Annotated in this window: 20 protein-coding genes; 8 read left to right on the forward strand and 12 right to left on the reverse strand. The window is 71.5% G+C overall.

Annotated features, from left to right (window positions below):
• Positions 1 to 43: 43 nt before the first annotated feature.
• The 5 genes from ACWGN5_RS33575 to dpgC all read left to right on the forward strand — a co-directional run bounded on the left by ACWGN5_RS33575 (position 44) and on the right by dpgC (position 5438).
• Positions 44 to 865, forward strand: a complete 822-nt coding sequence (locus tag ACWGN5_RS33575) for a VOC family protein (protein WP_453522201.1) — start codon at positions 44 to 46, stop codon at positions 863 to 865.
• Entirely contained in the window at positions 862 to 2217 is a 1356-nt protein-coding gene (locus tag ACWGN5_RS33580) for an aminotransferase-like domain-containing protein (protein WP_453522202.1), read from the forward strand. Before ACWGN5_RS33575 ends, ACWGN5_RS33580 begins: the two co-directional genes overlap by 4 nt.
• A gap of 64 nt (positions 2218 to 2281) precedes the next feature.
• Positions 2282 to 3430 carry a 3,5-dihydroxyphenylacetyl-CoA synthase DpgA gene (gene dpgA / locus ACWGN5_RS33585; RefSeq protein WP_453522203.1) on the forward strand — a complete coding sequence of 383 codons (1149 nt, stop codon included), beginning with the start codon at positions 2282 to 2284 and terminating at the stop codon, positions 3428 to 3430.
• A gap of 11 nt (positions 3431 to 3441) precedes the next feature.
• Positions 3442 to 4104: an enoyl-CoA-hydratase DpgB gene (gene dpgB, locus ACWGN5_RS33590; RefSeq protein ID WP_453522204.1), complete on the forward strand. Its 663-nt coding sequence runs from the start codon at positions 3442 to 3444 to the stop codon at positions 4102 to 4104.
• Between the two features lie 59 nt (positions 4105 to 4163).
• Complete coding sequence (gene dpgC / locus ACWGN5_RS33595; protein WP_453522221.1) at positions 4164 to 5438, forward strand: (3,5-dihydroxyphenyl)acetyl-CoA 1,2-dioxygenase DpgC; 1275 nt, start codon at positions 4164 to 4166, stop codon at positions 5436 to 5438.
• 54 nt (positions 5439 to 5492) lie between these two features.
• On the opposite strand, the gene ACWGN5_RS33600 is transcribed toward dpgC, so the two are convergent.
• The 4 genes from ACWGN5_RS33600 to ACWGN5_RS33615 all read right to left on the reverse strand — a co-directional run bounded on the left by ACWGN5_RS33600 (position 5493) and on the right by ACWGN5_RS33615 (position 8495).
• Positions 5493 to 5927, reverse strand: coding sequence for a cold-shock protein (locus ACWGN5_RS33600; RefSeq protein ID WP_453522205.1), 435 nt, complete (start codon positions 5925 to 5927; stop codon positions 5493 to 5495).
• A 106-nt stretch (positions 5928 to 6033) separates the two neighbouring features.
• Positions 6034 to 7272: a beta-ketoacyl-[acyl-carrier-protein] synthase family protein gene (locus tag ACWGN5_RS33605; RefSeq protein ID WP_453522206.1), complete on the reverse strand. Its 1239-nt coding sequence runs from the start codon at positions 7270 to 7272 to the stop codon at positions 6034 to 6036.
• Positions 7269 to 7505 (reverse strand): acyl carrier protein, encoded by a 237-nt coding sequence (locus ACWGN5_RS33610; RefSeq protein ID WP_453522207.1) that lies wholly within the window; start codon positions 7503 to 7505, stop codon positions 7269 to 7271. The genes ACWGN5_RS33605 and ACWGN5_RS33610 overlap by 4 nt, the downstream gene beginning before the upstream one ends.
• A gap of 15 nt (positions 7506 to 7520) precedes the next feature.
• Positions 7521 to 8495, reverse strand: a complete 975-nt coding sequence (locus ACWGN5_RS33615; protein ID WP_453522208.1) for a beta-ketoacyl-ACP synthase III — start codon at positions 8493 to 8495, stop codon at positions 7521 to 7523.
• Between the two features lie 344 nt (positions 8496 to 8839).
• Between ACWGN5_RS33615 and ACWGN5_RS33620 the strand changes: the two genes are divergently transcribed.
• Entirely contained in the window at positions 8840 to 9052 is a 213-nt protein-coding gene (locus ACWGN5_RS33620; RefSeq protein ID WP_355758164.1) for an MbtH family protein, read from the forward strand.
• Positions 9053 to 9165: 113 nt separating this feature from the next.
• Here the strand turns inward: ACWGN5_RS33620 and ACWGN5_RS33625 are convergent, their stop codons facing one another.
• Together ACWGN5_RS33625 and ACWGN5_RS33630 are read right to left on the reverse strand one after the other, a co-directional pair.
• Positions 9166 to 9978, reverse strand: a complete 813-nt coding sequence (locus tag ACWGN5_RS33625) for a thioesterase II family protein (protein WP_453522209.1) — start codon at positions 9976 to 9978, stop codon at positions 9166 to 9168.
• 1 nt (position 9979) lies between these two features.
• On the reverse strand, positions 9980 to 10747 hold the full coding sequence (locus tag ACWGN5_RS33630) for an FkbM family methyltransferase (protein WP_453522210.1): 768 nt from the start codon (positions 10745 to 10747) through the stop codon (positions 9980 to 9982).
• A gap of 259 nt (positions 10748 to 11006) precedes the next feature.
• Here ACWGN5_RS33630 and ACWGN5_RS33635 point away from each other — a divergent pair, with 259 nt between their 5' ends.
• Positions 11007 to 13406 carry a non-ribosomal peptide synthetase gene (locus ACWGN5_RS33635; protein WP_453522211.1) on the forward strand — a complete coding sequence of 800 codons (2400 nt, stop codon included), beginning with the start codon at positions 11007 to 11009 and terminating at the stop codon, positions 13404 to 13406.
• Positions 13407 to 13445: 39 nt separating this feature from the next.
• On the opposite strand, the gene ACWGN5_RS33640 is transcribed toward ACWGN5_RS33635, so the two are convergent.
• The 6 genes from ACWGN5_RS33640 to ACWGN5_RS33665 are packed head-to-tail and all read right to left on the reverse strand — an operon-like array spanning position 13446 to position 21432.
• The gene (locus ACWGN5_RS33640) at positions 13446 to 14237 is read right to left on the reverse strand and encodes a hypothetical protein (RefSeq protein ID WP_453522212.1); all 792 of its coding nucleotides are present in this window, start codon (positions 14235 to 14237) and stop codon (positions 13446 to 13448) included.
• A gap of 1 nt (position 14238) precedes the next feature.
• On the reverse strand, positions 14239 to 16596 hold the full coding sequence (locus tag ACWGN5_RS33645; RefSeq protein WP_453522213.1) for a hypothetical protein: 2358 nt from the start codon (positions 16594 to 16596) through the stop codon (positions 14239 to 14241).
• On the reverse strand, positions 16593 to 18233 hold the full coding sequence (locus ACWGN5_RS33650) for a GH3 family domain-containing protein (protein ID WP_453522214.1): 1641 nt from the start codon (positions 18231 to 18233) through the stop codon (positions 16593 to 16595). The genes ACWGN5_RS33645 and ACWGN5_RS33650 overlap by 4 nt, the downstream gene beginning before the upstream one ends.
• A complete protein-coding gene (locus tag ACWGN5_RS33655) occupies positions 18234 to 18950 on the reverse strand; it encodes a DUF6182 family protein (protein WP_453522215.1) in 717 nt (238 codons plus the stop codon).
• Positions 18947 to 20062: a hypothetical protein gene (locus ACWGN5_RS33660; RefSeq protein ID WP_453522216.1), complete on the reverse strand. Its 1116-nt coding sequence runs from the start codon at positions 20060 to 20062 to the stop codon at positions 18947 to 18949. The genes ACWGN5_RS33655 and ACWGN5_RS33660 overlap by 4 nt, the downstream gene beginning before the upstream one ends.
• A complete protein-coding gene (locus tag ACWGN5_RS33665) occupies positions 20059 to 21432 on the reverse strand; it encodes a helix-turn-helix domain-containing protein (RefSeq protein WP_453522217.1) in 1374 nt (457 codons plus the stop codon). The genes ACWGN5_RS33660 and ACWGN5_RS33665 overlap by 4 nt, the downstream gene beginning before the upstream one ends.
• 248 nt (positions 21433 to 21680) lie before the next feature.
• Between ACWGN5_RS33665 and ACWGN5_RS33670 the strand changes: the two genes are divergently transcribed.
• Positions 21681 to 25573 (forward strand): condensation domain-containing protein (locus ACWGN5_RS33670; RefSeq protein WP_453522218.1); only part of this gene is annotated, 3893 nt, incomplete at its 3' end.

A 25573-nucleotide genomic window follows, 5' to 3' on the forward strand; every position in this document is an offset into this window, starting at 1 on the left:
ACCACCGAAGCCTGTGACCGCGGCAGTGCGGGAGGAGCTCTCTATGGCTGTACACGACGTGGCTCATGTCGAGCTGTTCATGCGCGACAAGGTGTCGGCACTCGACCACTTCGTCTCGGGCATGGGCTTCACCCCGGTCGCGGACTCCGTGGAGGTCGACAGGAGCTCCACCCTGCTGTGCCAGGGCGACGTGCAGCTCGTGGTGACCACCGGCCACGGGATCCGGAGCTTCCTGAACGAGCACGGCGACGGCATCGCCGACATCGCGTTGACCTGCGACGACGTGGCGGCGACCCGAGAGGGGGCGGTGGCGGCCGGTGCCAGGCCGGTCGCCTCCCGCCACGGGGTTCCCTGCGTCGCGGCGTTCGGCGACGTCCGCCACACCCTGCTGCCCCGCCGCCCCGCCGGCACGGCCCCGCCCGGCCGGCGATGGGCGGCGGTGAACCCGTGGCCCGCGCCGTCGGCGGGCCGGATCCGGCGGCTGGACCACGTGGCGGTCCGCCTCGCACGGGAGACGGTCGAGGACCAGGCCGCCTTCTACCGGGACGCCTTCGGGCTTGCCCGCCACACCTTCGGACCGCCGGCCGCCAGTGTCACGGCTGGGGACCCCCTCGTCGTGCGCGGCGCATTCGGACGGGTGACCCTGGCCCTGGCAGCCCCACCTGCCGACGCCGCCGCGCCCGGCCCCCGAGGCGACCTCCCGCGGTGCGGCGGCGGTGCGGCGGCGGAGCGTCTCGTGTTCCTGACCGAGGACGACACGCTCTCCTACGCGTTCGCCGAGACCCGGGGTCTCCCGGGATCCGGCCGCCCCGGGTCCACGGCCCGGTACGAAGCGGCGGCCCGCGGTCAGCTGGCCGCCCGGTGAAGGACGACAGCTCCGCGGTCACCGGCCGGGACACCGCCGAGAACCTCCGTGCGCTGCACAGGGACGAGCTGCACGCCAGTCTCGGCGACCCGGTGCTGGACACCATGAACTTCCTCAACGAGATCACCTACCGCTATCCGCAGGCGATCTCGTTCGCACCCGGCCGCCCGTACGACGGCTTCTTCGAGACCGGCCAGATCATCGACCATCTGCGCCGCTACATCGAGCACCTGGAGAGCGGCGGAGCGTCCCCCGACCGTGTCCGGTCCGCCCTCTTCCAGTACGGGCCGACCGCCGGGCAGATCCGCGACGTGATCGCCGACTGGCTGCGCCTGGACGAGCAGATCGACGTCAGCCCCGAGTCGATCGTGGTCACCGTCGGAGCCCAGGAGGCGATGCTGCTCGCCGTGCGGGCCCTCGCGGCCGGAGAACAGGACGTCATCCTGGTCGCCAGCCCCTGCTACATGGGCATCACCGGTGTCGGCAGGCTCCTCGGCGCCGAGATGACCGCGGTGGCGGAGCACCCCGACGGCTTCCGCTGCGCCGACCTGGAGGCCGCGATCCGGGCCGAACGGGAGCGTGGCCGCCGGCCGCGGGCCTTCTACGTGATCCCCGACCACTCGAACCCCTCGGGCACCACGATCGCCCTGGAGACCCGCAGGGAACTGCTCGCGCTGGCCGCCCGCGAGGACATCCTGCTGCTGGAGGACAGCCCGTACCGGCTGGTGAGCCCCGGCGAGCAGCTGCCCACGCTCAAGGCCCTCGACACCGACCGGCGGGTCGTCCACCTGGGCTCCTTCTCCAAGACCCTCTTCCCCGGTGCCCGCGTCGGCTTCGTCGTCGCGGATCAGCCCGTCGTCGACGCGACCGGCCGGGTCGGACTGCTGGCCGACGAGCTCACCAAGATCAAGAGCATGGTCACCGTGAACACCTCCGCGGTCGCCCAGGCCGTCGTGGCGGGCATGCTGCTGTCCGCCGACGGGCGCGCCTCGCGGCTCAACTCCCGGACCTCCGCCCACTACGGCGATGCGATGCGGGCCGTACTGGAGCAGCTCGACAAGGAGCTTCCCGAGGACGAGCGGAAGGCGCTCGGCGTCCACTGGAACAGGCCCACCGGAGGCTTCTTCCTGTCGGTCGAGGTCCCGTTCCCCGTGGACAACGCCGCGCTGGAATCCTCGGCCGAGGAGTTCGACGTCATCTGGACGCCCATGTCGTACTTCTACCCCCAGGGCGGCGGCGAACACGGCCTCCGCCTGTCCGTCAGCTATCTGACCCACGAGGAGATCGTGCAGGGGATCGGCCGGCTGGCGCGCTTCATCAGGACCCGTACCGCGACCTCACAGGAAGGGTGATCGGCGTGTCGGCCGTATTACGCACCATCCGAAGCAAGCCCCGCATGTGGGGGTGGACCTACCGATGACCACGAGCGCGGTGCTTCCTGGACCCGTCCTCGAGCCACAGCCCGCTTCCGACGGGAAGAACGCGGGCACGGTCGGCATCGTCGGTGTCGGCACGGCGACCACCGGGACCTCCTACTCGCAGCAGGAAGTCCTCGAAACCTTCGGGATCACCGATCCCCGGGTCCGCTCCGTCTTCCTCAACAGCGCCATCGACCGGCGCTACCTCACCATCCCGCCCATCGACGGCGACGGCGCCCGCGTCGTGGAACCGCAGGGCGAGCTGCTGGCCAAGCACAAGCGCATCGCCCTGGACATGGGCGCCAGGGCCGTACGCGCCTGCCTGGAGAACGCCGGCTACGAGTTGGCCGACGTCGACTACCTGTGCTGCGTCACCTCCACCGGCTTCCTCACCCCCGGCATCAGCGCCCTGCTCATCCGCGAGATGGGGATCTCGCCCGCGACCAGCCGGGTCGACGTGGTCGGCATGGGCTGCAATGCCGGGCTGAACGCCCTGAACGCCGTCGCCGGCTGGGCCGCGGCCAATCCGGGCAAGGTCGCCGTCATGGTGTGCGTGGAGGCCTGCTCGGCCGCCTACGTGATCGACTCGACCATGCGCACGGCGGTCGTGAACAGCCTGTTCGGCGACGGCGCGGCGGCGGTCTGCCTGGTGGCCGACACCCCGGATGTCGCGCACGGTCCCGGCGACGTGCCGTCGGTGCCGGGCAGCCCGCGCATCCTGGGCTTCGCCAGCCATCTCATCACCGACGCCATCGACGCCATGCGCTACGACTGGGACGGCGACCAGGCGAAGTTCAGCTTCTATCTCGACCCGCAGATCCCCTACGTGGTCGGCGCCCACGCGGAGCAGGTCGTCGACCGGCTGCTGTCCCGGGCAGGCCTGGGCCGCCGGGCCGTCAGCCACTGGCTCGTGCACTCCGGCGGCAAGAAGGTCATCGACGCCGTCCGGATCAACCTCGGCCTCACCCGCCACGACGTGCGGCACACCACGGGAGTGCTGCGCGACTACGGCAACGTGTCGAGCGCCTCCTTCCTCTTCTCCTACGACCGGCTGCTCGGGGAACGAGCCGTCCAGCACGGCGACTACGGCGTCCTGATGACCATGGGACCCGGCTCGACCATCGAAACAGCGCTGGTGCAATGGTGACGGAGGGACAGATGGACAATGACAGCCCGGTACTGAAGGTCGACGGACGCCGGCCCCTGTCGGCGGACCGGATCGACGCGATCGGCGAAGCCTGTGAACGCGCCGAGGCGCACGGCGGCAGGATCGTCCTGCATGTCTCCGGCACCCCCGAAGGGCCCTGGGCGGACGACCTCACGGTGCCGCTCGTCAGCAAGTGGGAGCGGGCACTGCGCCGCCTGGAGCGGCTGCCCGCCGCCACCGTCGCCGTCGCCGACGGCGACTGCGGCGGACCGGCTCTGGACGCGCTGCTGGCCACCGACTACCGCATCGCGACCCGATCCGTACGACTCGTCCTGCCGGTCAGCAACGGGGCCACCTGGCCGGGGATGGCGCTCTACCGCCTGGGCCGACAGGGCGCCGGCGCCGCGGTGGTCCGCAGGGCGGTGCTCTTCGGAACTCCCGTCGAGGCGGCCGAGGCGCTGGCCGTTCAGCTGGTGGACGAGGTGGTGGACGATCCGGCCCGCGCCCTGGAGCTCGCCGGGGAACGGCTCACGGCCGTGGCCGGCAGCGAACTCGCCATCCGCCGGCAGCTGATGCTCGAAGCCTCCACCATCGGCTTCGAGGAGGCGCTCGGCGCTCACCTCGCGGCCTGCGACCGCGCGCTGCGGCGAGCTGCCGTGGGAGCGGCGTCGTGACCGCGGCCGACCACATCCGCGAGGGGGCGGGAGACCCTCCCGCCGCCGTACGGAGGAACCTGACGCACGCGCGCACCGTGCTCGCCCGGGCCGCCCGGCACACCCAGGACCTGCAGGCCAGGCTCCCCGGGCCGGCGGAGAGGTCCGTGGAGCAGCGCGAGGCCGTGACCGCGGCGACGGACGCGGCCCGCACGCTCCGCGCCGTCTTCATGGACACGCACGCGGACGCCGTCTACGACGAGCTCACGGAGAACCGCAGCCGCTGTCCGAGCCTGGCCGAGCTGGCCGACGCGGCCGCGTCGGCGTTCCCCGGCCTCGTACCCACCGCCGACCAGCTCAAGGCCGAACGCAGCCTGGTGCAGGCGGAGAAGGAGGGCCTGGAGATCGATCAGGGCATCTTCTTCAGCCGGCTGCTGCGCTCGCCGACGGCCGGCCGGCACCTGGTCGAATCGCTGCTGCGGCCGACACCTCGGGCGCTCGCGCTGCTGCCCGAGTTCCGTGCCACGGGCTCGGCGGACCTGGGCTCCGTACGGATCGAGCGCACCGACGGCGTGGCACGTCTCACGATGTGCCGCGACGACTGTCTGAACGCCGAGGACAACCGGCAGATCGACGACATGGAGACGGCGGTCGACCTGGCGCTACTGGATCCCGAGGTCGAGGTCGGCCTGCTGCGCGGCGGCGTGATGACCCATCCCCGCTACCGCGGACGGAGGGTGTTCAGCGCGGGAATCAACCTCAAGTCCCTCCACGCGGGGGAGATCTCACTCGTCGACTTCCTCCTCCGCCGGGAACTGGGCTACATCCACAAGATCGTGCGCGGAGTTCGCTCGCGGGACGGCGACGACTGGCGGACGCCGATGACGGAGAAGCCCTGGATCGCCGCGGTGGACACCTTCGCCATCGGCGGCGGCGCCCAGCTCCTGCTGGTGTTCGACCACGTCCTCGCCGCCTCCGACGCGTACGTCAGTCTCCCGGCGGCGAAGGAGGGGATCATTCCCGGCGCGGCCGCCCTCCGGCTCGTCCGGGCCGCGGGCACCCGCCTGTCGGGGCAGGTGATCCTCGAGGGACGCCGGATCCGGGCCACGGAACCGGATGCCCGGCTGCTGGTCGACGAGGTCCACGAGACCGAGGACCTGGACCGGGCGGTGGAGCGGAGTCTGGAGCGCTTCCGGGCGCCCGCCGTCGTGGCCAACCGGCGGATGCTGAGGCTTGCGGAGGAGTCCGTGGACGACTTCCGCCACTACATGGCGGAGTTCGCGCTCCAGCAGGCGCTCCGCCTGTACAGCGCCGATGTGATCGACAAGGTGGGTCGCTTCTCCGCGGTGAGGTAGCCGGACGCCGGCGCGGGCGGGGGAGGGGTGCGGCACCGCACCCCTCCCTCATGCTCAGTCCTCGGTCCAGCCGTGGTTCTTCGCGCCTTGCAGCAGACCGCCGCGGATCCTCACGATCTGGTCCCCGGTGAGGGACGGCGCCACCGACAGCAGCACCTCGGTCACCTCGTGCAGGTACTCGCCCGCCGTGAGCACGTCGCAGAGCGAGTCGCCGTCCACCTGCCTGACCGGGACCGGCTCGTCGCCGACGGCCGCGGCCCGGAAGACCGACGGCCTGACCCTGGCCCCCTCCGGGAGCCTGACGGACGAGGCCTTGAGCCCGCGATCCCCTTCCTCGACCTCGAACTCGACGGCGAGACCGGCACGGAGCTGGTGCTCCGGGATCAGAAGGTCGTTCACGTGCAGGAAGACGTCTTCCCCTCCGTGCTCGGGAGCGATGAACCCGAAACCCCGCGAGCTGTCGAACCGCACCACACTGCCGGCAACCATGCCACCAACCCCTGAAATGAACCGGGCCCCTTGCCCGGACGAGCACCACGAAGGAAGAAGTCGATCGGACGTCGCCCCGCCGAGGCGAGCGCCCGCCGTACCGCGCTCAGGCGCGGCCGAGGACGACGACCGCGTTGTGGCCGCCGAACCCGAAGGAATTGCTCACGGCGACCGGGACCGGAGTGTGCCGGGCGGCGCCGTGGACGATGTCGATGCCGGGCATGTCGGTGCCGCGCTCCGCGAAGTTGGCGGTGGGCGGGATGACCCCGTTGTCGATGGACAGGGCCGTGAACGCCGCCTCGACGGCGCCGGCGGCACCCAGCATGTGCCCGGTCACCCCCTTGACCGAGGTGACCGCGGTGTGCGAGCCGAAGACCCGCTCGATGAGGCGCGCCTCGACGGCATCACCCTGCGGAGTACCAGTGGCGTGCGCGTTGACCAGCGTCACGTCCGACGGGGAAAGCCCGGCGTCCGCCAGCGCCCCCCGGAGGGCGAGCTGGGCGCCCTTCCCGTCCGGATCGGGCGAGGTGAGGTGATGGGCGTCCGAGGACTCTCCGTAGCCCAGCAGCTTCGCGTAGGGGCGCCGGCCACGTGCCCGCGCGCCTTCCGCGAGCTCCAGGACGAGCACGGCGGCGCCCTCCGCCAGGACGAAGCCGTCGCGGTCCCGGTCGAACGGACGCGAGGCGGACTGCGGCGCGTCACGACGCCGGGACAGCGCCTTGAGCCGGTCGAAGGCGTTGGACACCAGGGGTGAGATCGCGGCGTCGGTGCCGCCGGCCAGCACGACGTCGCAGCGGCCGGCGCGCAGCAGGTCGAGCGCGAAGCCGAGCGCCGTGGTGCCGGTCGCGCACGCGGTGGCGAGGCTGAGTGCCGGTCCGTTCAGGCCGAGGTCCAGGGCCACGGTGGCCGCGGCCATGTTCCCGATGGCCTTGGGGACGGTCAGCGGATTGACCGGCCGGGGTGGGGTGTCCAGCATCCGCCCCGACTGCTCCAGCCAGGTCGGGAGGCCTCCGACGCCGGTGCCGATCAGGACCCCGACCCTGGTCGGGTCCCAGTCCCCGTCGCCCACAGCCGCGTCGGCGACGGCTTCGCGGGCCGCGGCGACGGCGTACTGGGTGAAGGCGTCCATCCGACGGGCCTCGGTGCCCAGCACCAGGCCCGCGTCGAAGGCGGTGACGGCACAGCTGAAGTCCACGGCCAGGCCGCTCAGCCGGGCGTCGGGAGCCGCGGACGGCAGCCCGGCGCAGGTCGTCTTCCAGGCGGTGGCCGTGTCGGCTCCGGCCGGTGTCACCATCCCGAGGCCCGTGATGACCACGTCCGGGTGCCGCTGCCCGCGCGTGCTCATGCCGGTATGTCCGCGCCGCGTGACTCCAGGAGCCCGGCCAGCTCGGCCACGGTGGTCGTGCTGCTCAGGTCCTCCTCGGCGACCTCGATGCCCAGGTCGTCCGCCAACTGCGCGCCGAGTTCCGCCAGGGACAGCGAATCGACCTCCAGCTCCAGGAAGGACTTCTCCGGGTCGATGGTGCCCGGAACCTTGTACACGGCGCCCAGGAGGTTGGTGAGGTACTCGATGAACACAGGTGGGTCCTTCCTTCAGAGTTCTGAGGAGACAGCGGTCAGCTGCGGCCAGATCAGTGCCGTCGACGCCCAGCTGAGCCCGCCGCCGAAGGCGGTCAGGGCCGTCCGGGCCCCGGGCGCCAGGGTGTGGGTCGCCAGCGCGCCGGCCAGCGCCAGCGGGATGGAGGCGGCCGCCGTGTTCCCGGTCCTGGCCAGCTCGCAGGCCACGCGTTCCGGCGGGAGGCAGAGCCGCCTGGTCAGGGCTTCGACGATGCGTGCGTTGGCCTGGTGCGGGACGAGCAGGTCGAGTGACTCCGGACTCCAGCCGCAGTCCTTCACCACCCGCAGGGTCGAATGGGCCATCTGCTCGATGGCCTGCAGGTACACCTTCCGGCCGGCCATGGCGAACCAGCGGTCACCGGTGGGTTGTTCGCGGGGCCCGGGAATCCGGATCAGGTCCGCACCCTCGCCGTCGCTGCCCAGGTCGTACGCGAGGAGCGCACCGGGCTCGTCGGCCGGACCCGCACGGAGCACCACCGCTCCGGCGCCGTCGCCGAACAGGACTGCCGTGGAGCGGTCCGTCGGGTCGACGACACGGGAGTAGGCCTCCGCCGCCACGACCAGGACGCTGTCCGTGATGCCGGCGGTGATGAGCGCGCCGGCCGACGCCAGGGCGTACAGGAATCCACTGCAGACGGCCGCTATGTCGAAGGCCGGGATTCTTCCCTGCCCGATGCGGTACGCGATCTCGGGTGCCGCGGCGGGACAGGGGCGTTCGGGCGTGGTCGTGGCGAAGACGAGGCCGCCGACCGTGTCGGTCCCCGCGGAACACAGGGCGTTCCTGGCGGCCTCGCAGGCCAGGTCGAGCACCGAGAGTTCCGGAGCCAGACGGCGGCGGGACCGGATTCCCGTCCGGGTGCGGATCCATTCGTCGCTGGTGTCCAGGTCCTCCGGCAGGGACGCGTTGTCGATCGCCGTCACCGGCAGACAGGTTCCGAGGCCGGCGATCACGGCCGACGGGTGTGTTCCCGATATGCCCCGGGAAACCCTGCCGAGGTCTGATGCGCTCATGTGACCGCCTCTCGGAGTATGTGCGCGATCGGCACAGCAGACCTGCGGTACGAGGGGGGAATTCCAAGCTCGGCGACCGTACCCATTCCGGGAGCGGGTCACAACCCGGCGCCTGAGGTGTTTCCGGAGGTGAGCGATGACGCGTTGTTCAACTGGTGCGGTGGATCAGTTGAACGAAGGTGTGGTGACCACGGTCGATTGATTAGCCTCCGGTGACCGCTGCTGATCGGGGGATGGCCCTGACCGGCCGCCCGATTTCACACCTTCTCGGAAGGGACGGCAAGGTGACGAATCCATTCGACGACCCCGATGCCCACTACTACGTTCTGGTCAATGACGAGGGCCAGCACTCGCTGTGGCCGGTCTTCGCTGACGTACCGGACGGTTGGGAGAACGTATTCGGTGAGGCGGGCCGTCAGGAATGCCTCGACTTCATCGAGAAGTCCTGGACCGACATGCGGCCCAAGAGCCTGATCGAGGCCATGGAGAGCAAGTAGCAGACCCCTGCCCGGCCGCCCCCGTCCGGGCAGCAGGCGAAGCCCTCCAGCGCAGCAGCAGCTGCCGCTGGAGGGCTTTCGTCGTTCACGGGGTTCCTTCGGGGCGGCGGATCTCAGCCGGCCGGGCGGGGCGAATGCCGGTCGAGGCCTGCCTGGTGCAGGTGGCCGGGCAAGGCGTCCACCATCCGTTCCATCACCTGGTCCAGGACGAAATGGCCGGCGTCGACGTGGTGCAGCGAGAACGCCGCGCTCGTCTCCCCGCGCCAGGCCGCCAGGTCTTCGAACGTCACGAAGGGGTCGTGCAGGCCGCCCACCGCCGTGATCGGGGCGTCCAGCCGGGTGTCGTGCCCCGACCCGCCCTCCTCCGCGACGCGGAAGTCGGCCCGCAGGGTGGGCTCGAAGATGTCCATGATCTCGGGGTCGCCGAGCACGGACTCGTCGATGCCGCCGTACTGCGCGACCCGCTCGAAGAACGCCTCGCGCGGCAGGAGATGGATCGACTCCGAGGAACGCCGCACAGGACCGGCGATGGACGAGACGAACAGCGCGGCGGGAAGCCGCCCGTGGCGCTCGCCGAGCCGGCGGGCCAGCTCCAGCGCGACGATGCTGCCCGAGCAGTGTCCGACGAAGAGGAACGGCCGGTCGGCCAGCGGGGTGACCGCCTGCTCGAGGGCGTCGACGAGCAGCCGCAGGTCCTGGAACGGCGCCTCGTCTATGCGGTTCTCGCGCCCGGGGTAGCGCACGGCGCACAGTTCGGCTCCGGGGAGCAGGCGCCGGGCCCACGGGGCGAACGCGGCCGCCCCGGCGCCGGCGTGCGGGAAGCAGAACACCCGGACCTCGGGGTTCGCCATGCGTTGTGGCCGCGCGATCCAGCGCTTGGCGGACAACAGCATCCGCGGGTCGGTTGCTTGGGAAGTGCTCGTCATGTCACACCACCTGCCAGGCGAAGACTGTGTGGAGGTCGGTCTTCCGGTACTCCGCGGCCTGCCGGACGGAGGTGGCCATGCCGTGGGCTTCGAGGGTGGAGACCACCGCGTCGAGCGCCCCCTCGCGATCGGCGACCTCGACGGCGGCGTTTCTGATCCCCGGCCACAGGGCGTCTCCGATGCCCTGCAGAACCCGGAGCTCGAACCCCTCCACGTCCACCTTGAGGAGATCGACGCGATCGATGCCGTCGCCCCGGGCGAAGGTCTCGAGGCGCCGTACGTCGCAGCGCACCAACTGCCGCTCGTCGAGGCAGTCGTCCACCAGCCCCTCGGCCTCCAGGATGAACTCCTCGCGGAGTTCCCCGTCGAGCGAGTCCGCGACGCTGGTGATGAACGCCGAGGCGAGTACCTTGTCGGTCTCCAGGTCCGCATCGAACCCGGACATCATGGTGTAGTTCGGGTAGTAGGTCAGCTCGCGGGTCTGGTCCGTGTCACCCAGGGCCAGGTTGTGCGGGTGCGCTCCGTGAAGGTGCTCGACATTCCGCCGGAGGGTGTCGAAGACATCCGGTGCCGGTTCGAACGAGAGGACTTTCGCGCCGGGCCACCGCTGCAGGGCGAAGAGGGTGAACAGCCCTATGTTGGCCCCGATGTCGAGAATGAGCGGCTCCGTCGGCATGTCCCAGCCCTGCGGCGGAATATAGGACTCGTCATCGAAGATCTCTCCGTACAGGTAGTCCGTCTCGTTTCCGTTGAGACTGAAGACTTCCATTCCGTTCGGAAGATTTCTCCTGGTCGGCGTCGACTGGGGAGTACCTCGACCTGCTGTCATCGCACCGAGATTAGGGTGCGGCCCACTCCGGCACCGGCAGTTCGAGAGGCGCTTCGGAGGCGGTTTGGCCCACCCTGCGGCCGCCGCCCGACGCGAGGCGGTATGTGCGCTGCCGACGAGTCGCCGCTCAAACTGCCGTTCGCCCTCGGTGCGACCTCGTACCGTTCCAGGTGACTCAGTGACGCAGAGGAGTGCACGCATGGCGACGGCACAGAATCACGCGGCCCGGCGCCGGCTGAGCGAGCCGGCACAGGAGTCCGAACTCCTGGTTCCCAGTGCCCGGGACGTACCGCCGGTGCGGCTCGGCGCCGCTCCCGAGTGGGGACTGGGCGCCGCCGGCGACGACCGGTTCGGCACGGCCTGGGCGCGGCTGACGGCCGACGAGCCGGCCGACGAGCCGACGCTGCGAACGGCCCTTGCCGTGACGCTCCACCGCTACGAAGGCGACGACACGGACGAAGTCGTCCTCGGGTCCGCTCAGGGGGCCTTCACCGTACGCGTGAGCGGCACGCTCGACGAGACGCACCGGCGCCCGCAGACGCCCACCGGTGATCCGGTGGTGGCCGGCACCCTGCCCGGCGGCGACGGCGAAGCACTGCCGGCACCGGCCTCGGCCTTCCCCCTGACCTTCTCCTTCGTGCGCCGCGCGGACGGCCGGCTCTGGCTGCGCTGCGACCACGCCCTGAGCCATGTGTGCCCCGCGATCGCCGAGCAGCTGGCACGTCATGTCGGCCACGTGTACGGGCAGGTGGCGGCGTCACCGCAGACACCCGCCGCCGCGGTCGAGCTCTTCGACGGCGGCGAACGGCGGCGCATCGTACGCCTCGGCAGTACGGCCCCCCTGCCGCAGCACCCGGCGGGCACCGTGCACGAGGCGTTCGCCGCGGTCGCGGCCGGCGCCGCCGACGCCGTCGCGGTGTCCGACGAGGACCTGGAGCTCAGCTACGGGCAGCTCGACCACCTGGCGGGCGTGTTCGCGGCGAACCTCCAGGCGCGCGGCATACGCGCCGGCGACCGGGTCGGCGTGTGCCTGGACCGGTCAGCCGAGCTGATCGCGGTCCTGCTCGGTGTGCTCAAGGCCGGCGCGACCTACGTCCCGGTCGACCCCGCGTACCCGGCGGACCGCATCGCGTACACCATGGACAACGCGTCGGCGCGGCTGCTCGTGACCCGGCTCGGCGAGCCCGCGGCACCGGACACGTGCCCGCGGGTGACGCCCGACCAGCTCCTCGACGACCTCACCTACGAGGTACCCACCGGCCTCGGCGGTGCGAACACGGCGTACGTGATCCACACGTCCGGCTCCACCGGGCGGCCCAAGGGCGTCGCCGTCCCCCACGGCAACGTACTGAGTCTGGTCCGGGCGGCCGGCGCCGGACTGGAGCTCGGTACGGGGGACGTCTGGACCCTCTTCCACTCGAGCGCCTTCGACTTCTCGGTGTGGGAGATGTGGGGCTGCCTGCTGACGGGCGGCCGCCTCGTGATCGTCCCCCACTTCACCTCCCGCGACCCGGAGCAGTTCCGGGAGCTCCTGGTGGAGCACGGGGTCACGGTCCTGAACCAGACGCCCTCGGCGCTTTCCAACCTCCTGTCCGTCGCGTACACGGACCTCCCGGTGCGGCTGGTGATCCTGGGCGGCGAACCGCTCGACGCCAGGATGCTGCTGCCCTGGTTCGACGCCTACCCGCAGGAGCGCTGCCGGGTGGTGAACATGTTCGGCATCACCGAGACCACCGTCCATGTCACCGCCCAGCCGGTGACCCGCGACCTCGCCCTCGGCGCCACGCGCTCGGTGGGAACACCGCTGCCGGGATGGCACGTCTACGTCCTGGACTCCGCGGGGCGGCTGCTCCCGCCCGGCGTCGCCGGCGAGATCTGTGTCGCCGGGGCCGGGGTCGCCCAGGGCTACGTCGGCCGGCCCGACCTGACCGCGGAACGGTTCCTGCCCGATCCGTACAACGGCGGCCGCATGTACCGCAGCGGCGACCGGGGGCGGCTTCGGCCGGACGGCGCGCTGGAGCACTTGGGACGCATCGACGACCAGGTGAAGATCCGCGGTTTCCGCATCGAACTCGACGAGATCCGCTCGGTGCTCCTGGAGAGCGGATCCGTCCGGGCCGCCGCGGTCGTCGTGCGTTCCCCGGACGGCGGCGGCGCGAACGGCGTGCGCATCGACGCCTATGTGGTGCTGGACGGCGGTGACGTGGCGGCGGTCCGCGCCCACGCCGCCGCGGTCCTGCCCGACTACATGGTCCCGGCGACGCTGACGGAGGTGGCCGCACTCCCGCTGACCACCAGCGGCAAGGTCGACGTGGCGAAGCTGCCCGCCCCGAGGATCACCACCCGGTCCGCCACGGACCACACGCCGACGGCCGACGACGCGATGGCCGCCCGACTGCAGGAGCTCTGGTCGGAACTGCTGGGATTCCCGATCGGCCTGGACGACGACTTCTTCGAGGCGGGCGGCAATTCGGTGATCGCGGTGAAGAGTTTTGCGGCGATGCGTGCCGAGGGCCTGCCCACGCTCCGGCTGCGGCAGTTCTACCGTCATCCCACCATCCGCCAGGTGGTGGCGGCCCTCAAGGCAGCCGAAGCGTGAGCGGGCGGCCGCCCCCCGGCGCGGCCGCCCTCCGTCTTCCTACGCGCGGCCGTCGAGCTCCGCGAGCACCTGCCCGACCTGGTCCGTGACCTCCCGCACGGACCGGCCGGAGCAGCCGACGCGCCGCACCGCGATGTCCGGCCGGTGCGCACCCAGCCACTCCAGCGCCTGCTCGTATCCCCGCCGGGCCTTCGACAGGAATTCCGTGTTCTCGTGCGGTTCGGTGCCGCGTGTCCGCGCCCGCGTGCGGGACACCGCCTCGTCCACCGGCAGGTCGAAGAACAGGACGGCGTCGGGCGGTGCGACGCCGAACATCAGGCTCAGCTCGTCGAGCATCTCCCCGCGCGGCTTCACCCCCACCTGGAGCAGACGCGCCCCCGCGGCCCACGGATCGACGCCGCCGGAGCAACTGCGCAGCCAGGCCCGCACGGTCCGAGCGGTCGCGGGGCCCTGTTTCTGCCACCAGGCCGCCACATCGGCGTCGGGGTCCTCGGACGTCGCCATGCGCCCGAACAGCGGCAGGTACACCAGCGGGTCGATGAGCGGGTGCCGGTCGGCGAGCACGGTCCTCCCCATGGCCGTCGCCCGGCGTTCCGCCGCACCGTAGAGGCACAACTGCAGGTAGAACACGGCCGCCTTGAGGTGCACGCGGCCCACGGTGTCGGCCGCGGCGGACGCCTCCGCCAGCGTCGCGGAAAGCTCCGCGAAGGGGCTTCCCGGGTCGTCGTGGGCTCGTATCGCATGGATGACGGCGACGTCGCCCGCCTCGTGGATCCGGCGCAGCACGGTGGTCTTGCCGGAGCCGTCGATGCCGACGACAGCGACCCGCATCTCAGGCACCTTCCCGTGTCTGCTCGTCCCGCGTCCGTTCGAGCTGCCACAGATGGAACGCCGTACGCACCACACCCGGCAGGAAGCCGAACTCGCGTTGTGTGTGGCCGGCGGCGTACAGCGCCAGGCGGGTCATCAGGAACTCCCGCAGCGCCAGCCGGTATCCGCGGTGCCAGTCGCAGCCGGCGACCAGCCGCGACGCCCTCGGCGAGACGGCGGCCACCGCCCGCGCGTGAAGCTCCAGGACGTCGTCGACGTCGGCCGCCGTCGCGTCCTCGTCGAGGGTGAACGCGAGCAGCTCCACGACGTCACGCTGCGGCAGACCGACCGTCGCCAGCTCCCAGTCGTACGCGGTCAGGCGGCCGTCCCGCATCGCGAGGTTGCGCGGGTTGAAGTCGTTGTGGATCAGCGTCCGGGGCAGCGCGTACATCTCCTGCGTCCAGGCGCCGGCGTCCCGGACGATGCCGAGCACGAGATCCCGGCGGCCGGCGTCGAGCAGGTGCGGCTGGTCCGCCGCGGCGTGCCGCACCAGGGCCTCCCACAACTCCGCCGACTTCGCCAGGAGCGCCGGCTCCGACACCTGCCGCAACCAGCCCTCGGCGAGCAGCTCCTCGTCCCGGCCGAGCCAGTGCCCGTGGACGGCGGCGATCGCCCGTACGGCGTGCGCGACCCGGTCGCGGGTCCACGGTTCCCGGTCGTCGGGCAGCCGTTCCATGAGGACGACATAGGCCTCGCGCTCGTCGTCCTCGAGGAGTCCGTAGCACCGGGGCAGCAGCTCCCGCAGCGGCCGGTCGGGGCGCCGGTACACCGCCAGTTCCCGCCGGTGGGCGTCCTGGAACTCGCTGCTGCCGCCCCAGCGGCTCCACGCCTGGGAGACCTCGGGGCCGCACAGCGAGACCAGCCTGGCGATACCGGCGACGATCTCCTCGCCGCGTGACTTCACCTTCGCCACCAGGTCGGACGTCACCGCGGTGCCGCGGCCGTCGGTCCAGGTCACGCGCAGCGGATGGATGCCGGTCAGCTTGCGGCTCTCGCCGAGCGCGCCCAGCTCGCTGGCTATTCCGTCGCCGTACAGCTGCGGACCCCGCTCGACCCGTGTGACATGGAGGCGCGGATCGCCCAGCCCCTGCGCGAGCACCGGCTGCAGCAGCGCCGTGTCGAGGTCGTCGGCCCGCAGCCATTCGACCCGGCGGGCCCGGCCGAGCCGCTGGTGCGCCTCGGCGAACTGGCCGCTGACCACGGCCGCCAGGGTCGACACGTCCAGGGCGAGGGCGAACCCGGCCACGATCTCCGCGAACCGGCGGACGCCCCCCGGACCCGCGCAGCCGAGGAGGTCGAGCAGGTCCCGCTGATGCGGCAGCGCGGTGCCACCGCCGACGGTGCCGACGATCAGGTTCGGCAGCAGCAGGGTGGCCACCAGGCCGTCGTCGTCCGTCTCCAGCGAGAAGACCGACAACCCCGACTCGTGGACGCAGGCCACATCCTGCCCCGTGGCCAGGAACAGCGCCGCCACCACGTTGGCCGCGTTGATGCCGAACCCCACCATGCCCGCCTGCTGGGCCCCCATGACCGTCGTGGCGTACCCCTTGAGCATGGCCTCGGGCGTGGTCTTCAGGACCGAGGCCAGGACCTCCCGGCTCAGCCGGCACTCGGCGGTGACGCGGCTTCCGCGCCCGAGCAGCAGGGAGCCGGCGGTCACCTTCTTGTCCCCGCTGAGATTGCCCTCCAGGAGCAGACGCCGGGGACGCAGCCGCTCCTCTCCGGCCAGGGTGTCGGTCAGCCAGCGGCAGATCTGCCAGGTCGCCGCCGTGGTCATGTTCTGGCCGGCGGCATCGGCCGTCTCGAAGACGAACCGCACATGCAGGTGCCGGCCGATCTGACAGGGGTCGACCTCGACCAGGCGGGTGTGCCGGGACACCAGCCGCACCTGCTCCTCCAGCCTGGACCGCTGCGCGTGCAGCCAGCCGGTGAACCGCCGAGCGGTGGCCAGGTCGGCGAACTCGAACGCCGGCACCCGGTTCATCCGCTGCGACAGCACGGCCGTGGCCACCCCGCCGGACTCGCTGACCGCGCGGGCGCCTCGGGAGGCCGAGGCGACGAGCGCGCCCTCGGTGGTGGCCAACGGGGCCACGATGCTGCCCCGTGCCGTCTCCCCGGCGAACAGCAGCGGACCGGCCAGGCCGACCGGCACCTCGATCGATCCGGCGAAGTTCTCCACGTTCCCCACCAGGGCCTGCGCGTCCAGGCCGGTGGTCTCCAGCGACTTCAGCGCCGCACCGCTGCGGCCGCGCAGCCACTCAAGGCGTCGTCTGCGGGCGCTCTCGGAATACTGGCCACGGCCGGGCACGGTGTCGCTCATGCGGCAGCCGCCCCGGGGCCGACGGCGGTGATCCTCGTCCACGCCTCCTCGCCGGGCTGGAAGATCCGGTCCTTCACCCGGGGTGGGCGCTGCCCTGCGCGCACCGCGCGCTCCCACTCCCGCAGAAAGGCGTCCTCGTGCACGGGGATCACCTCGGCCGGCCCGATCAGGCCCTGCTCGCGGCCCGATCGGTAGCCGGCGCAGTGCTCTCCCAGCCGTACGTCGAGGGCGGCGGCCAGGGCCGGTGCCGGCGGGCCGGCGAAGGCCACGGCGAGCTGGTAGCGCGGGCCGGCCCCGTTCCCGCCGGGGTGCAGGCGGTAGGTGGCGTTGCGGATCTCCCCACCGATGTCCAGACAGGCGTCACGGAGCGCGCTCAGGGCCGCGGCCTCGGTCAGGTTCTCTCCCGCGGCGGACCGGCCGACGTCCCGGCCGGCGTATTCGATGCGCGGTGTGCGGCCGACGCGGCCGACGACCCGGACCACGTCGGTGACGGCGCACCGGTACATCCCGCCCACGTGGCTGAACACGAGATGGTACGAGCGGCCTTCCTCGACCTCGGGGATCAGCAGCGTCGCACTGTCGGGGGTGAGGGGCCGGTCCGCCGGAGCGAACTCGTACACACAGCCCGGCAGGTACAGCGGTGAGCCGCTGGGATGGCGGTCGACCGGTACGGCTGCCGGGCCCTCGCACGACGCGATCGGCGCCGAGAAGAGCTGGACGCCCGGTCCGTACGTCTCCCGCACGCGGGGGAGGTACAGGGAGCCGAGCGCACTGTTCCAGACGAAGATCGCGGCGAGGCGCGGCCACAGATGGTACGGGTGGAGCGTGCCGAACGCGTCGACGGCGCGCTCGATCTCGTCGGCGCGCCGCGGGTTCGGTGCCGTGTGCGGGAGGCCGTCGAGGGTCCCGGCCCGTAGGTCCGCGACCAGCCGGGGCCACTCCTCGCGCAGCTGGTACGGCAGGGCGGCGACCATCGCGGGATTGATGCCGATGAGCAGCCGGATGTCCTGCTCGGCGGCCAGACGCAGCTTGTAGTAGCTGCGGTCCCAGGGGTCGGCCGACGCCAGGTCGCCGGGTATCCGGGCCCAGGAGGCGTGATTGCCCGGGCCCGCCGCGGAGGCTTCGCCTATCTTGCGGTAGTCGAACTGGCTCGCGCCGATGTGCGGCTGCCCCTCCTGGGTCCGGGCGATCGGCGAGGTCGGGTCCTGCCACAGGTTCAGCGTGGTCTCCGGCGACGCGAGGGTGTGCGGCAGGGTCTGGAGCAGCGGGGCGAAACTGGCGTGGTAGAACGGCAGGAAGGTGCTCCGCATGTAGGTGCGCGTGATCGGGATGTGCTTCTCCCGGCCGGTGCTCCCGCTGGACGAGAAGTACACGAGGGGGTCGTCCGCGGTCAGTACGTTCCGCTCGCCTGCCATCGTCCGCTCGATCCAGGGCATCAGCGCCTCGTGGGTGCGGATGGGCACGGCAGCGCGGAGGTCATCCACGGTCCGTACCTTGCCGAGGCCGTGTTCGCGGCCGAAGGCCGTCTCGGCGTTGAGCGCCAGAATCCTCCCGAGCAGTTCGCGTTGCGCCTCTTCCGGCCTGTCCAACATGCCGACGAACCGGCGGTGTTCATCGAGGATGCGCGCAGCTTCCATTCAGTGATCTCCTGCCAGACGGGTCGAGGCCAGCACGCCGTGGAGGCGCAGCCGGCCGGTTCCGTTCCCGGAGTGGGCGATACGGGTCTGTACGGAGCCGGCCCGGAGGGGGTCGAGGGCCTCGCGGAAGTCCGCGACGGCGAGGGCACCGCGGTGCTCGACCCGCAGGGTGTCGCCCGGCCGGATCAGACCGCGCAGCGCGGCCTCCGCGATCAGATGGTGGACGTGGACCAGATAGGCGGCCGTGCTGACGCCGTCGGTGGCCAGCGCCACCTCGACCTGGTGCCCACTGCCGGGCCCCGGCACCGTCACGGCCAGCGGGCCGGCCGGCGCCTCGATCGGCGCGGGACCCTGAAAGGCACGCAACAGCCGTGACAGCGCCCGCAGTTCACCCCGGGGAGCGGGCCCGTACCAGGCCAGGTCCCCGGCCGGCGAGGCGCGTCGGTACGGGTGCCGGCCGGCCAGCGCGGCCGGCCGGCCGGCGAGGAACACCGTGCGCGTGAACGCCCGGCACCACCCTCGGCCCGTCTCGCCGGGGAGCGACAGGGCGAAGCCGGCGGCACCGCGGATGAAGGCGCCCACATCGAGGTCGGAGACGACGACGGCCACATCCAGCTCCCGGACGGCCACGAGCCCGCGCACCGCCGCGGCACGGGCCAGCGCCGCCCCGGCCAGCAGGTCGGCGTCCGAGGAGGTGACGGAGCGCGGCCCGCTCATGCGCAGATCGCCCTGAGGACCGGGTTCAGCGGGAGACCCCGCTTCCCCTGCACGGCCGTCATCAGCCGGTACGGGTCGACATAGCCGCGGCCCGCCCGCAGCCGGGACAGCGAGGCCGCGAGCGGTGGTCCGGTCGGGGCGTCGGACCCGGAGGGCGCGCGGGCCAGCAGGCCGGCGGCGCGGCCGACGCAGCGGCGCAGCAGCTCCGGCCGGAACGACTGCGCCGACTCCTGGTGCAGGGTGCCCGCGAAGTACAGGCGCATCCCGAGGCGGTAGGCGTCCGGACCCGCGGTGCCCGGCACCGCGGAGAGGTCGGCCAGGGTGACGCCCCGCCAGCCGCCGTACCGGCTGGAGAGGTTCCTTCCGTCGACGGACACGCGGCTGAGGGGGACCCGCGCCACCCGCGCCCCGAACACGCCCAGGACGCGTGCCAGCAGGACGTAGTCGGCGGTGATCCCGTCGTCGTGGACCAGCAGGAACGTCCGCCCGGGGCGGATCAAAGGGACGAGCTCGCGCAGGATGGGCACGAGGTAGTTGGGAATCCCGTCGCCACTGATCAGCCGGCGCAGCGGTAACCCCCAGCGGGTGCCGTCGAGATAGACGGGCCCGCCGAAACGGCCGTGGTCGATCAGCAGATCGCGTTCGGCCAGCGCCTGGACGAGAGACCTCGCCGGCATGGCCAGTGGCCGGTCGTCGGCGAGTCCCGGATTGTCGACCCCGAGCAGCTCCAGCTGGCGACGCCACCGGGACAGCATGCGGCGGCCGGCCGGGTGGATCCAGCCGTCCTCGTCGGCGCGGGCCAGGTACTCCCGGATCGCCCTCGGCTCCGGTTCCCGCGGCTCCGCGTGGAAGCGGACGTAGCGCTCGCCGATCCGCTCCTCGGACTCACCGCTCCAGTCGACGTCCGGCTCCGTACGGTCGAGATGGCGCCAGAAGGCGGCCGATTGGACGGTGACCGTGGCCATACGGTTGTTCCAGACCAGTCGCACGCCGGTGAGCTGCGCGCTCGCCTTGACCATGAGGTCGGTCCAGAGCAATCCCTTGACGTGGGTGGGCGTGAGCGGCTTCGTGGGCGTGATCGTCACCGGCGCCACCAGCAGGTCGGCACTCACGATGCCAGGGGCCGGAAGTGGTGCAGCCCGCCCCAGGAGACGGACGCGCCGTAAGGATCGGGCCGGGGATCGTGCGCCGAGCGAACGAGATGACGTACGAGGTTGAGGACCACGAACCGCTGCGGCTCCCCCCGTCCGGACTTCACACGGCGCACCAGACCGCGAGCACGCAGATCGCGGAGACGGCCTTCCGCGTCCGCGACGGACCCGGCGAGCAGCGCGACGGCGTCCTTCACCGTCCAGGGAGGCGCGTCTACCAGCCGGTGCAGGGTGTGCAGGCCCGACTCGGGGAGCGTGGCGAGGGCATGACGCACCCAGTCGACGAGCGAGGCATGCTCACCGGACGGCGACGCCGCCAGTCGCGCCGGCGATTCCTCGGCGATGCGCAGCAGTTCCGCGGGCTCGTAGATGAGGAGCCAGGAGAGCGCCGATTCCAGCGCAGCCGGGATTCCGTCGAGGTGCCAGCAGATTCCGGCGATCGCGGCCAGGGTTTCCGGGGCCGAGACGTCCTCCGGATACAGGGGGGCACAGCGCGAGAGCATGTACTGCACGACCGGGGAATCGGCGGCTCCCGTAGCCCCGGACGTCTGCCGGTTCCATTCGGGAACGTGCAGGGGGAAGAGGGTGAAGGACGTCTCGCCCGTACGGTCCGCCGTCACCGTACAGGTCTCGAGCAGGACACGCAGGCCTCTGCAGAGCTGCATGAGGACCCGCAGGTCCTGCTGGTCCCTGTCGTCGAGATCGCGCTCGTCGACGACGAGCAGGACCTCGTGCGAGGCGAGGCTGCCCGCCACGTCCGCCAGGGACGTGTCGCACCCGATCACCTCCGCGACCCGGCGCACCAGCCGGAGCGAAGCCTCGTGCCGGCCGTGGGGTGCCGCCCCGATCCGGTCCAAGGAGATCACCGGCAGGAACTCGGTCCGGTGCAGCTCGCCCGCGACGCTCTGGATCAGGGATGTCTTGCCCATCCCCGGCGGCCCCGTCACCTTGATCAGCTGATGACCGGGGGAGCGCAGCAGCCTGGTCAGCGAGGCCGCCTCCTCCTCCCGGGCCAGCGGAAGAGCGAGAACGGTCGACGGCGCCGGCAGCTCGTCGTACAGCGACCGGACCGCTCTCAGCCCGGCGGCGGCCTCCAGTTCCGCCCGCCGGGCGCCGACCAGTCGCAGAGCATCCGAGAGCAGCCGAACGGTCTGCACGCGCGGGGTCCCCGTACGATCGAGTTCGAGGTCACGAATCGCCCGCACGCTCACCGTGGAGATTTCGGCGAGCTGATTCTGGGTCATGCCTGCGCGCTTTCGCGCATTTCTCAGCATGCGGCCGAACTGCACCTTCGATACGCGATCGGCAGTCAATTCTCCCTGCTCTCTCATCCATGGGGCGCGGCGTGCCTCAAAATAGCGCACGTAGGTGAAAGTTGCGGTGTTCGCGCCGAGGGAGGACGATCCGGAACACTGTTCAAGTGAGGCGCGGACACAGTTGAACGCGTGAGCCCTGGCAGGTCATGACCCCTGCGCGAAGTCGGCAGCGGTGCGGCGGGCTCACCGCACGTGACCGGCGACCACGCGGTCAACCACCGGACGCCCGGCGTACGGTGGGGATTCCAAGCGCAGCGCCGGGGATGTTAGAACGTCCCGTCGCAGCTTTTTCATGGAGAGCTGGACGGCGATTCGGCATGCCGCGTCGGCGGCTGCTCTCTGCTGCTCCAGTCGCTGAGTCGGATCGGTTGGGGTGTGCGGGGATGGCTGCATCTGAACGTGAAACCAAGGAACTCATGGCCGGCCAGCTTGCTGTCTGGTATGCACAGCAACTCGCCCCTGAGAACCCGGTTTATCACATCGCCGAATATGTCGAGCTACGCGGAAATCTCGACACCGAACTCTTCCTTCAGGCGCTGCGCGCCACCATGGTCGAAGCCGAAGCGGTCCGGCTTCGCATTCGGCTCGTGGACAACGAGCCGCGGCAGTATCTCGGCGCCGTGGACGACCATTCCGTCCAGATACTCGACGTCACCGCCGAACCGGACCCGCACACCGCCGCCGAGACGTGGATGACGCGCCGGCTGCGCAAGCCCATGCGACTCCTCGGGGACCCGTTGACGGGACATGCCCTCATCAAGGTCGGGCAGGACCGCCACTACTGGCTGCACTACGGGCACCACCTCATCATGGACGGGTACAGCGGCCAACTGTTCGCCAACAGGCTCGCGCAGCGGTACACGGCACTCTCGGAAGGCCGGGAAGCCGGACCGGACGGCGGTCTCGAACCCGTATCCGTCCTGCTCGACGAGGACCGCACCTACCGTGCTTCCCCCGCGCACGCCGAGGACCGGCAGTTCTGGACGGACGCGCTGGCGGACACCGCCCGAGCCGCCCGCGTCGCCCGCGCCGCACGGTCCGACGTATACCGGCCCCGGCAGCTCCCGCAGGTCCCCGTCCGCCGGCGTGACGACATCACTCCCGGCGAGACCGACGACCTGAAGCGGAACGCGCGCAGGCTGGGGACCAGCCTGGCCGGACTGACGATCGCCGCCGCGGCCGTTCATCACCACCGGACCACAGGCGCGCGGGACGTCGTGATCGGCATCCCGGTGCTGGGCCGTGCCGGGCGCCGGACCCGCGACATCCCGGGCATGACGTCCAACATCCTGCCGATCCGCCTCTCCATCGGCCGCGCGACGACCACCACCGATCTCCTGCGGCAGATCGCGGCAGAGATGCGCGCGGCCCTCCGGCACCAGCGCTACCGGTACGAGGACATGCTCCGCGACCTGAAGCTCCTCGGCGGCGATCCGCTGTGCGACCTGATCGTCAACGTCATGTCCTTCGACTACCGACTCGACTTCGGCCCCTGCACCGGGACCGCCCACAATCTCGCCAACGGACCCATCGACACCCTCAGCATCGACATCTACGACCGGCGGGACGGCACCGGACTCCAGGTCGATGCCGACATCCACCGAGGCGCCCGGGAACGGGAACCGGAGGACGCCGTCTGCCCCCGCTTCGTGAGAATCCTGCGGCAGCTCGCCCTCACCGAGCCGGCCGACCCCCTCGGCCGCATCGACGTCCTGTCGGCCGAGGAGCGTTCCCTGCTGCTCGGCGAGTGGAACGAAACGGCCGTCGAGACGCTGACGGAGCCGTCGGTACGGGAGCTGCTCGACACACAGGCGACGACGAGCCGGGTGTACGTGCTCGACGCGGAGCTGCGCCCCGTCCCGCCGGGGGTGATCGGCGAGCTCTATGTGGCCGGTGCGGTGGACCGCGCCGGGCTGACGCCGGAGCGACTGGTGGCGGACCCGTTCGCGGCGGACGGCTCGCGGATGTACCGGGCCGAGGTCCGGGCGCGCTGGAGCGGCAACGGCGAGCTGGAGTTCCCGGGAGCGGCGGGCGGCACGGAGCCGGACCGGCGTCGGCGCGCAGAGGATCAGACGACGGAGCGGATCGCGGACGCGGGCCTGGGCCAGGACACAGGCTTGGACGCAGGCCCGGGCCCGGTCGACACCCGGGCGGACGTGCTGCGTGCGCTGTTCGCCGAGATCCTCGACCTGGAGAGCGTGGAGGCCGACGACGACTTCTTCGACCTGGGCGGCCATTCGCTGCTGGCGACGCAACTGGTCAGCCGCATCCGCAGCACGCTGAACGTGGAACTGCCGATGCGGGCCGTGTTCGAGGAGCCGACGGTCGCAGGCCTCCTCGGCAGGCTGGCGGACGCGGACACGGCGCGCGTCGTCCTGGCGGGGAGGGAGCGGCCCGAGCGGGTGCCTCTGTCGTACGCGCAGCGCCGACTCTGGTTCCTGGGCCGGCTCGAAGGCCCCAGCGCCACCTACAACACACCGGTGGTGCTGAAGCTGACCGGTCAGCTCGACTCCGCGGCGCTGAAGGCCGCCATGCGGGACGTCCTCGACCGCCACGAAGCGCTGCGCACGGTGCTGCCGACCGAGGACGGCGAGCCCTACCAGTCGGTCATCCGCATGGACGAACTGGTCTGGGAGATCGAGGAGATCACCGTCCGCGACTCCGGCGGGGCGTACGAGCGGCTCTCGGCGATGACCGACCTGCCCGAAACGGCCGCTTCACCGGCCGCGTCACCGACCGCGGTGGCAGCGGAGGCGGCGCAAGTGGAGCTTGCGGAAGCGGTGGTCAGCGCGTCGGCCCATGTGTTCGACCTGTCGACCCAGGTGCCGGTGAAGGTGTGGCTGTTCCGCACCGAACGGCTGGATGAGCACGTGCTGGTCGTGCTCGTGCACCACATCGCCGGCGACGGATGGTCGATGGGCCCGCTCGCCCGAGACATCTCGACGGCGTACGCGGCGCGATGCGCGCACACCGCACCTGCGTGGGACCCGCTGCCGGTGCAGTACGTGGACTACACCCTGTGGCAGCGGGAGCTGCTGGGTTCGGACGACGACCCGGGGAGTGTGCTGTCGCGGCAGGTGGCGTACTGGCGCGAGGCACTGGCGGGCGCACCGGAGGAACTGGCCCTGCCGCTGGACCGCCCGCGCCCGGCCGTGCCGAGCCATCGCGGCCGGACGGCCGTCTTCGGCGTGCCGGGTGACGTGCACGCCCGGCTGCTCGACCTGGCACGGGCCGAGGGCGTGACGCCCTTCATGGTCCTGCACGGCGCGCTGGCCGTGTTGCTGTCCCGGCTGGGGGCAGGAGTGGACATTCCGATCGGCTCGGCGGTGGCGGGCCGAACGGACGAGGCGCTGGACGATCTCGTCGGCTGCTTCGTCAACACGCTGGTGATGCGCACGGACCTGTCCGGAGACCCGACGTTCACCGAGGTGCTGAGCCGGGTACGGGAGGCCGGAATCGGGGCCTTTGAACATCAGGACGTGCCGTTCGAGCGGCTGGTGGAGGAGCTCGCTCCGCAGCGTTCCCTGGCCCGCCACCCCCTCTTCCAGGTCGTCCTGACCATGAACGACATCCCCGACGAGCTCATGGAGCTCCCGGGGCTGCGCGCGGAACTGATCTCGACCGCACGTCCTGCGGTGAAGTTCGACCTGGACGTGATGGTGGGCGAGGTGTTCGACGCCGACGGCGCTCCGGCGGGTGTCAGGGGCTCGCTGACCACGGCGGCGGACCTGTTCGACGAGGGAGCCGCTGAGCGGATCGCGGGCTGGCTGGTCCGGGTGCTCGAAGAACTGGTGGGTGCTCCTGCGACGCGGGTCAGCCAGGTCGAGGTGCTGTCTCCGGCTGAGCGGCAGCGGGTGTTGGTGGACTGGAACGACACGCCCGTCTCCCCTGTCGGGGAGTCGGTGTTGGGGTTGTTCGGGGCGCAGGTGGTGCGGACGCCGGACGCGGTGGCGGTGGTGCAGGACGGTGTCGAGCTCACTTACGCGGCGTTGGACGCTCGGGCGAATCGGTTGGCTCATTTCCTGCGGGTGCAGGGGGTGGGTGCGGAGTCGGTGGTGGGTCTGTGTCTGCCGCGTGGGGTGGAGACCCTGGTGGGGATGCTGGCGGTGTGGAAGGCGGGGGCTGGGTATCTGCCGGTGGATGTGGGTCAGCCCGC

The organism is Streptomyces sp. NPDC055815 (assembly GCF_053616475.1).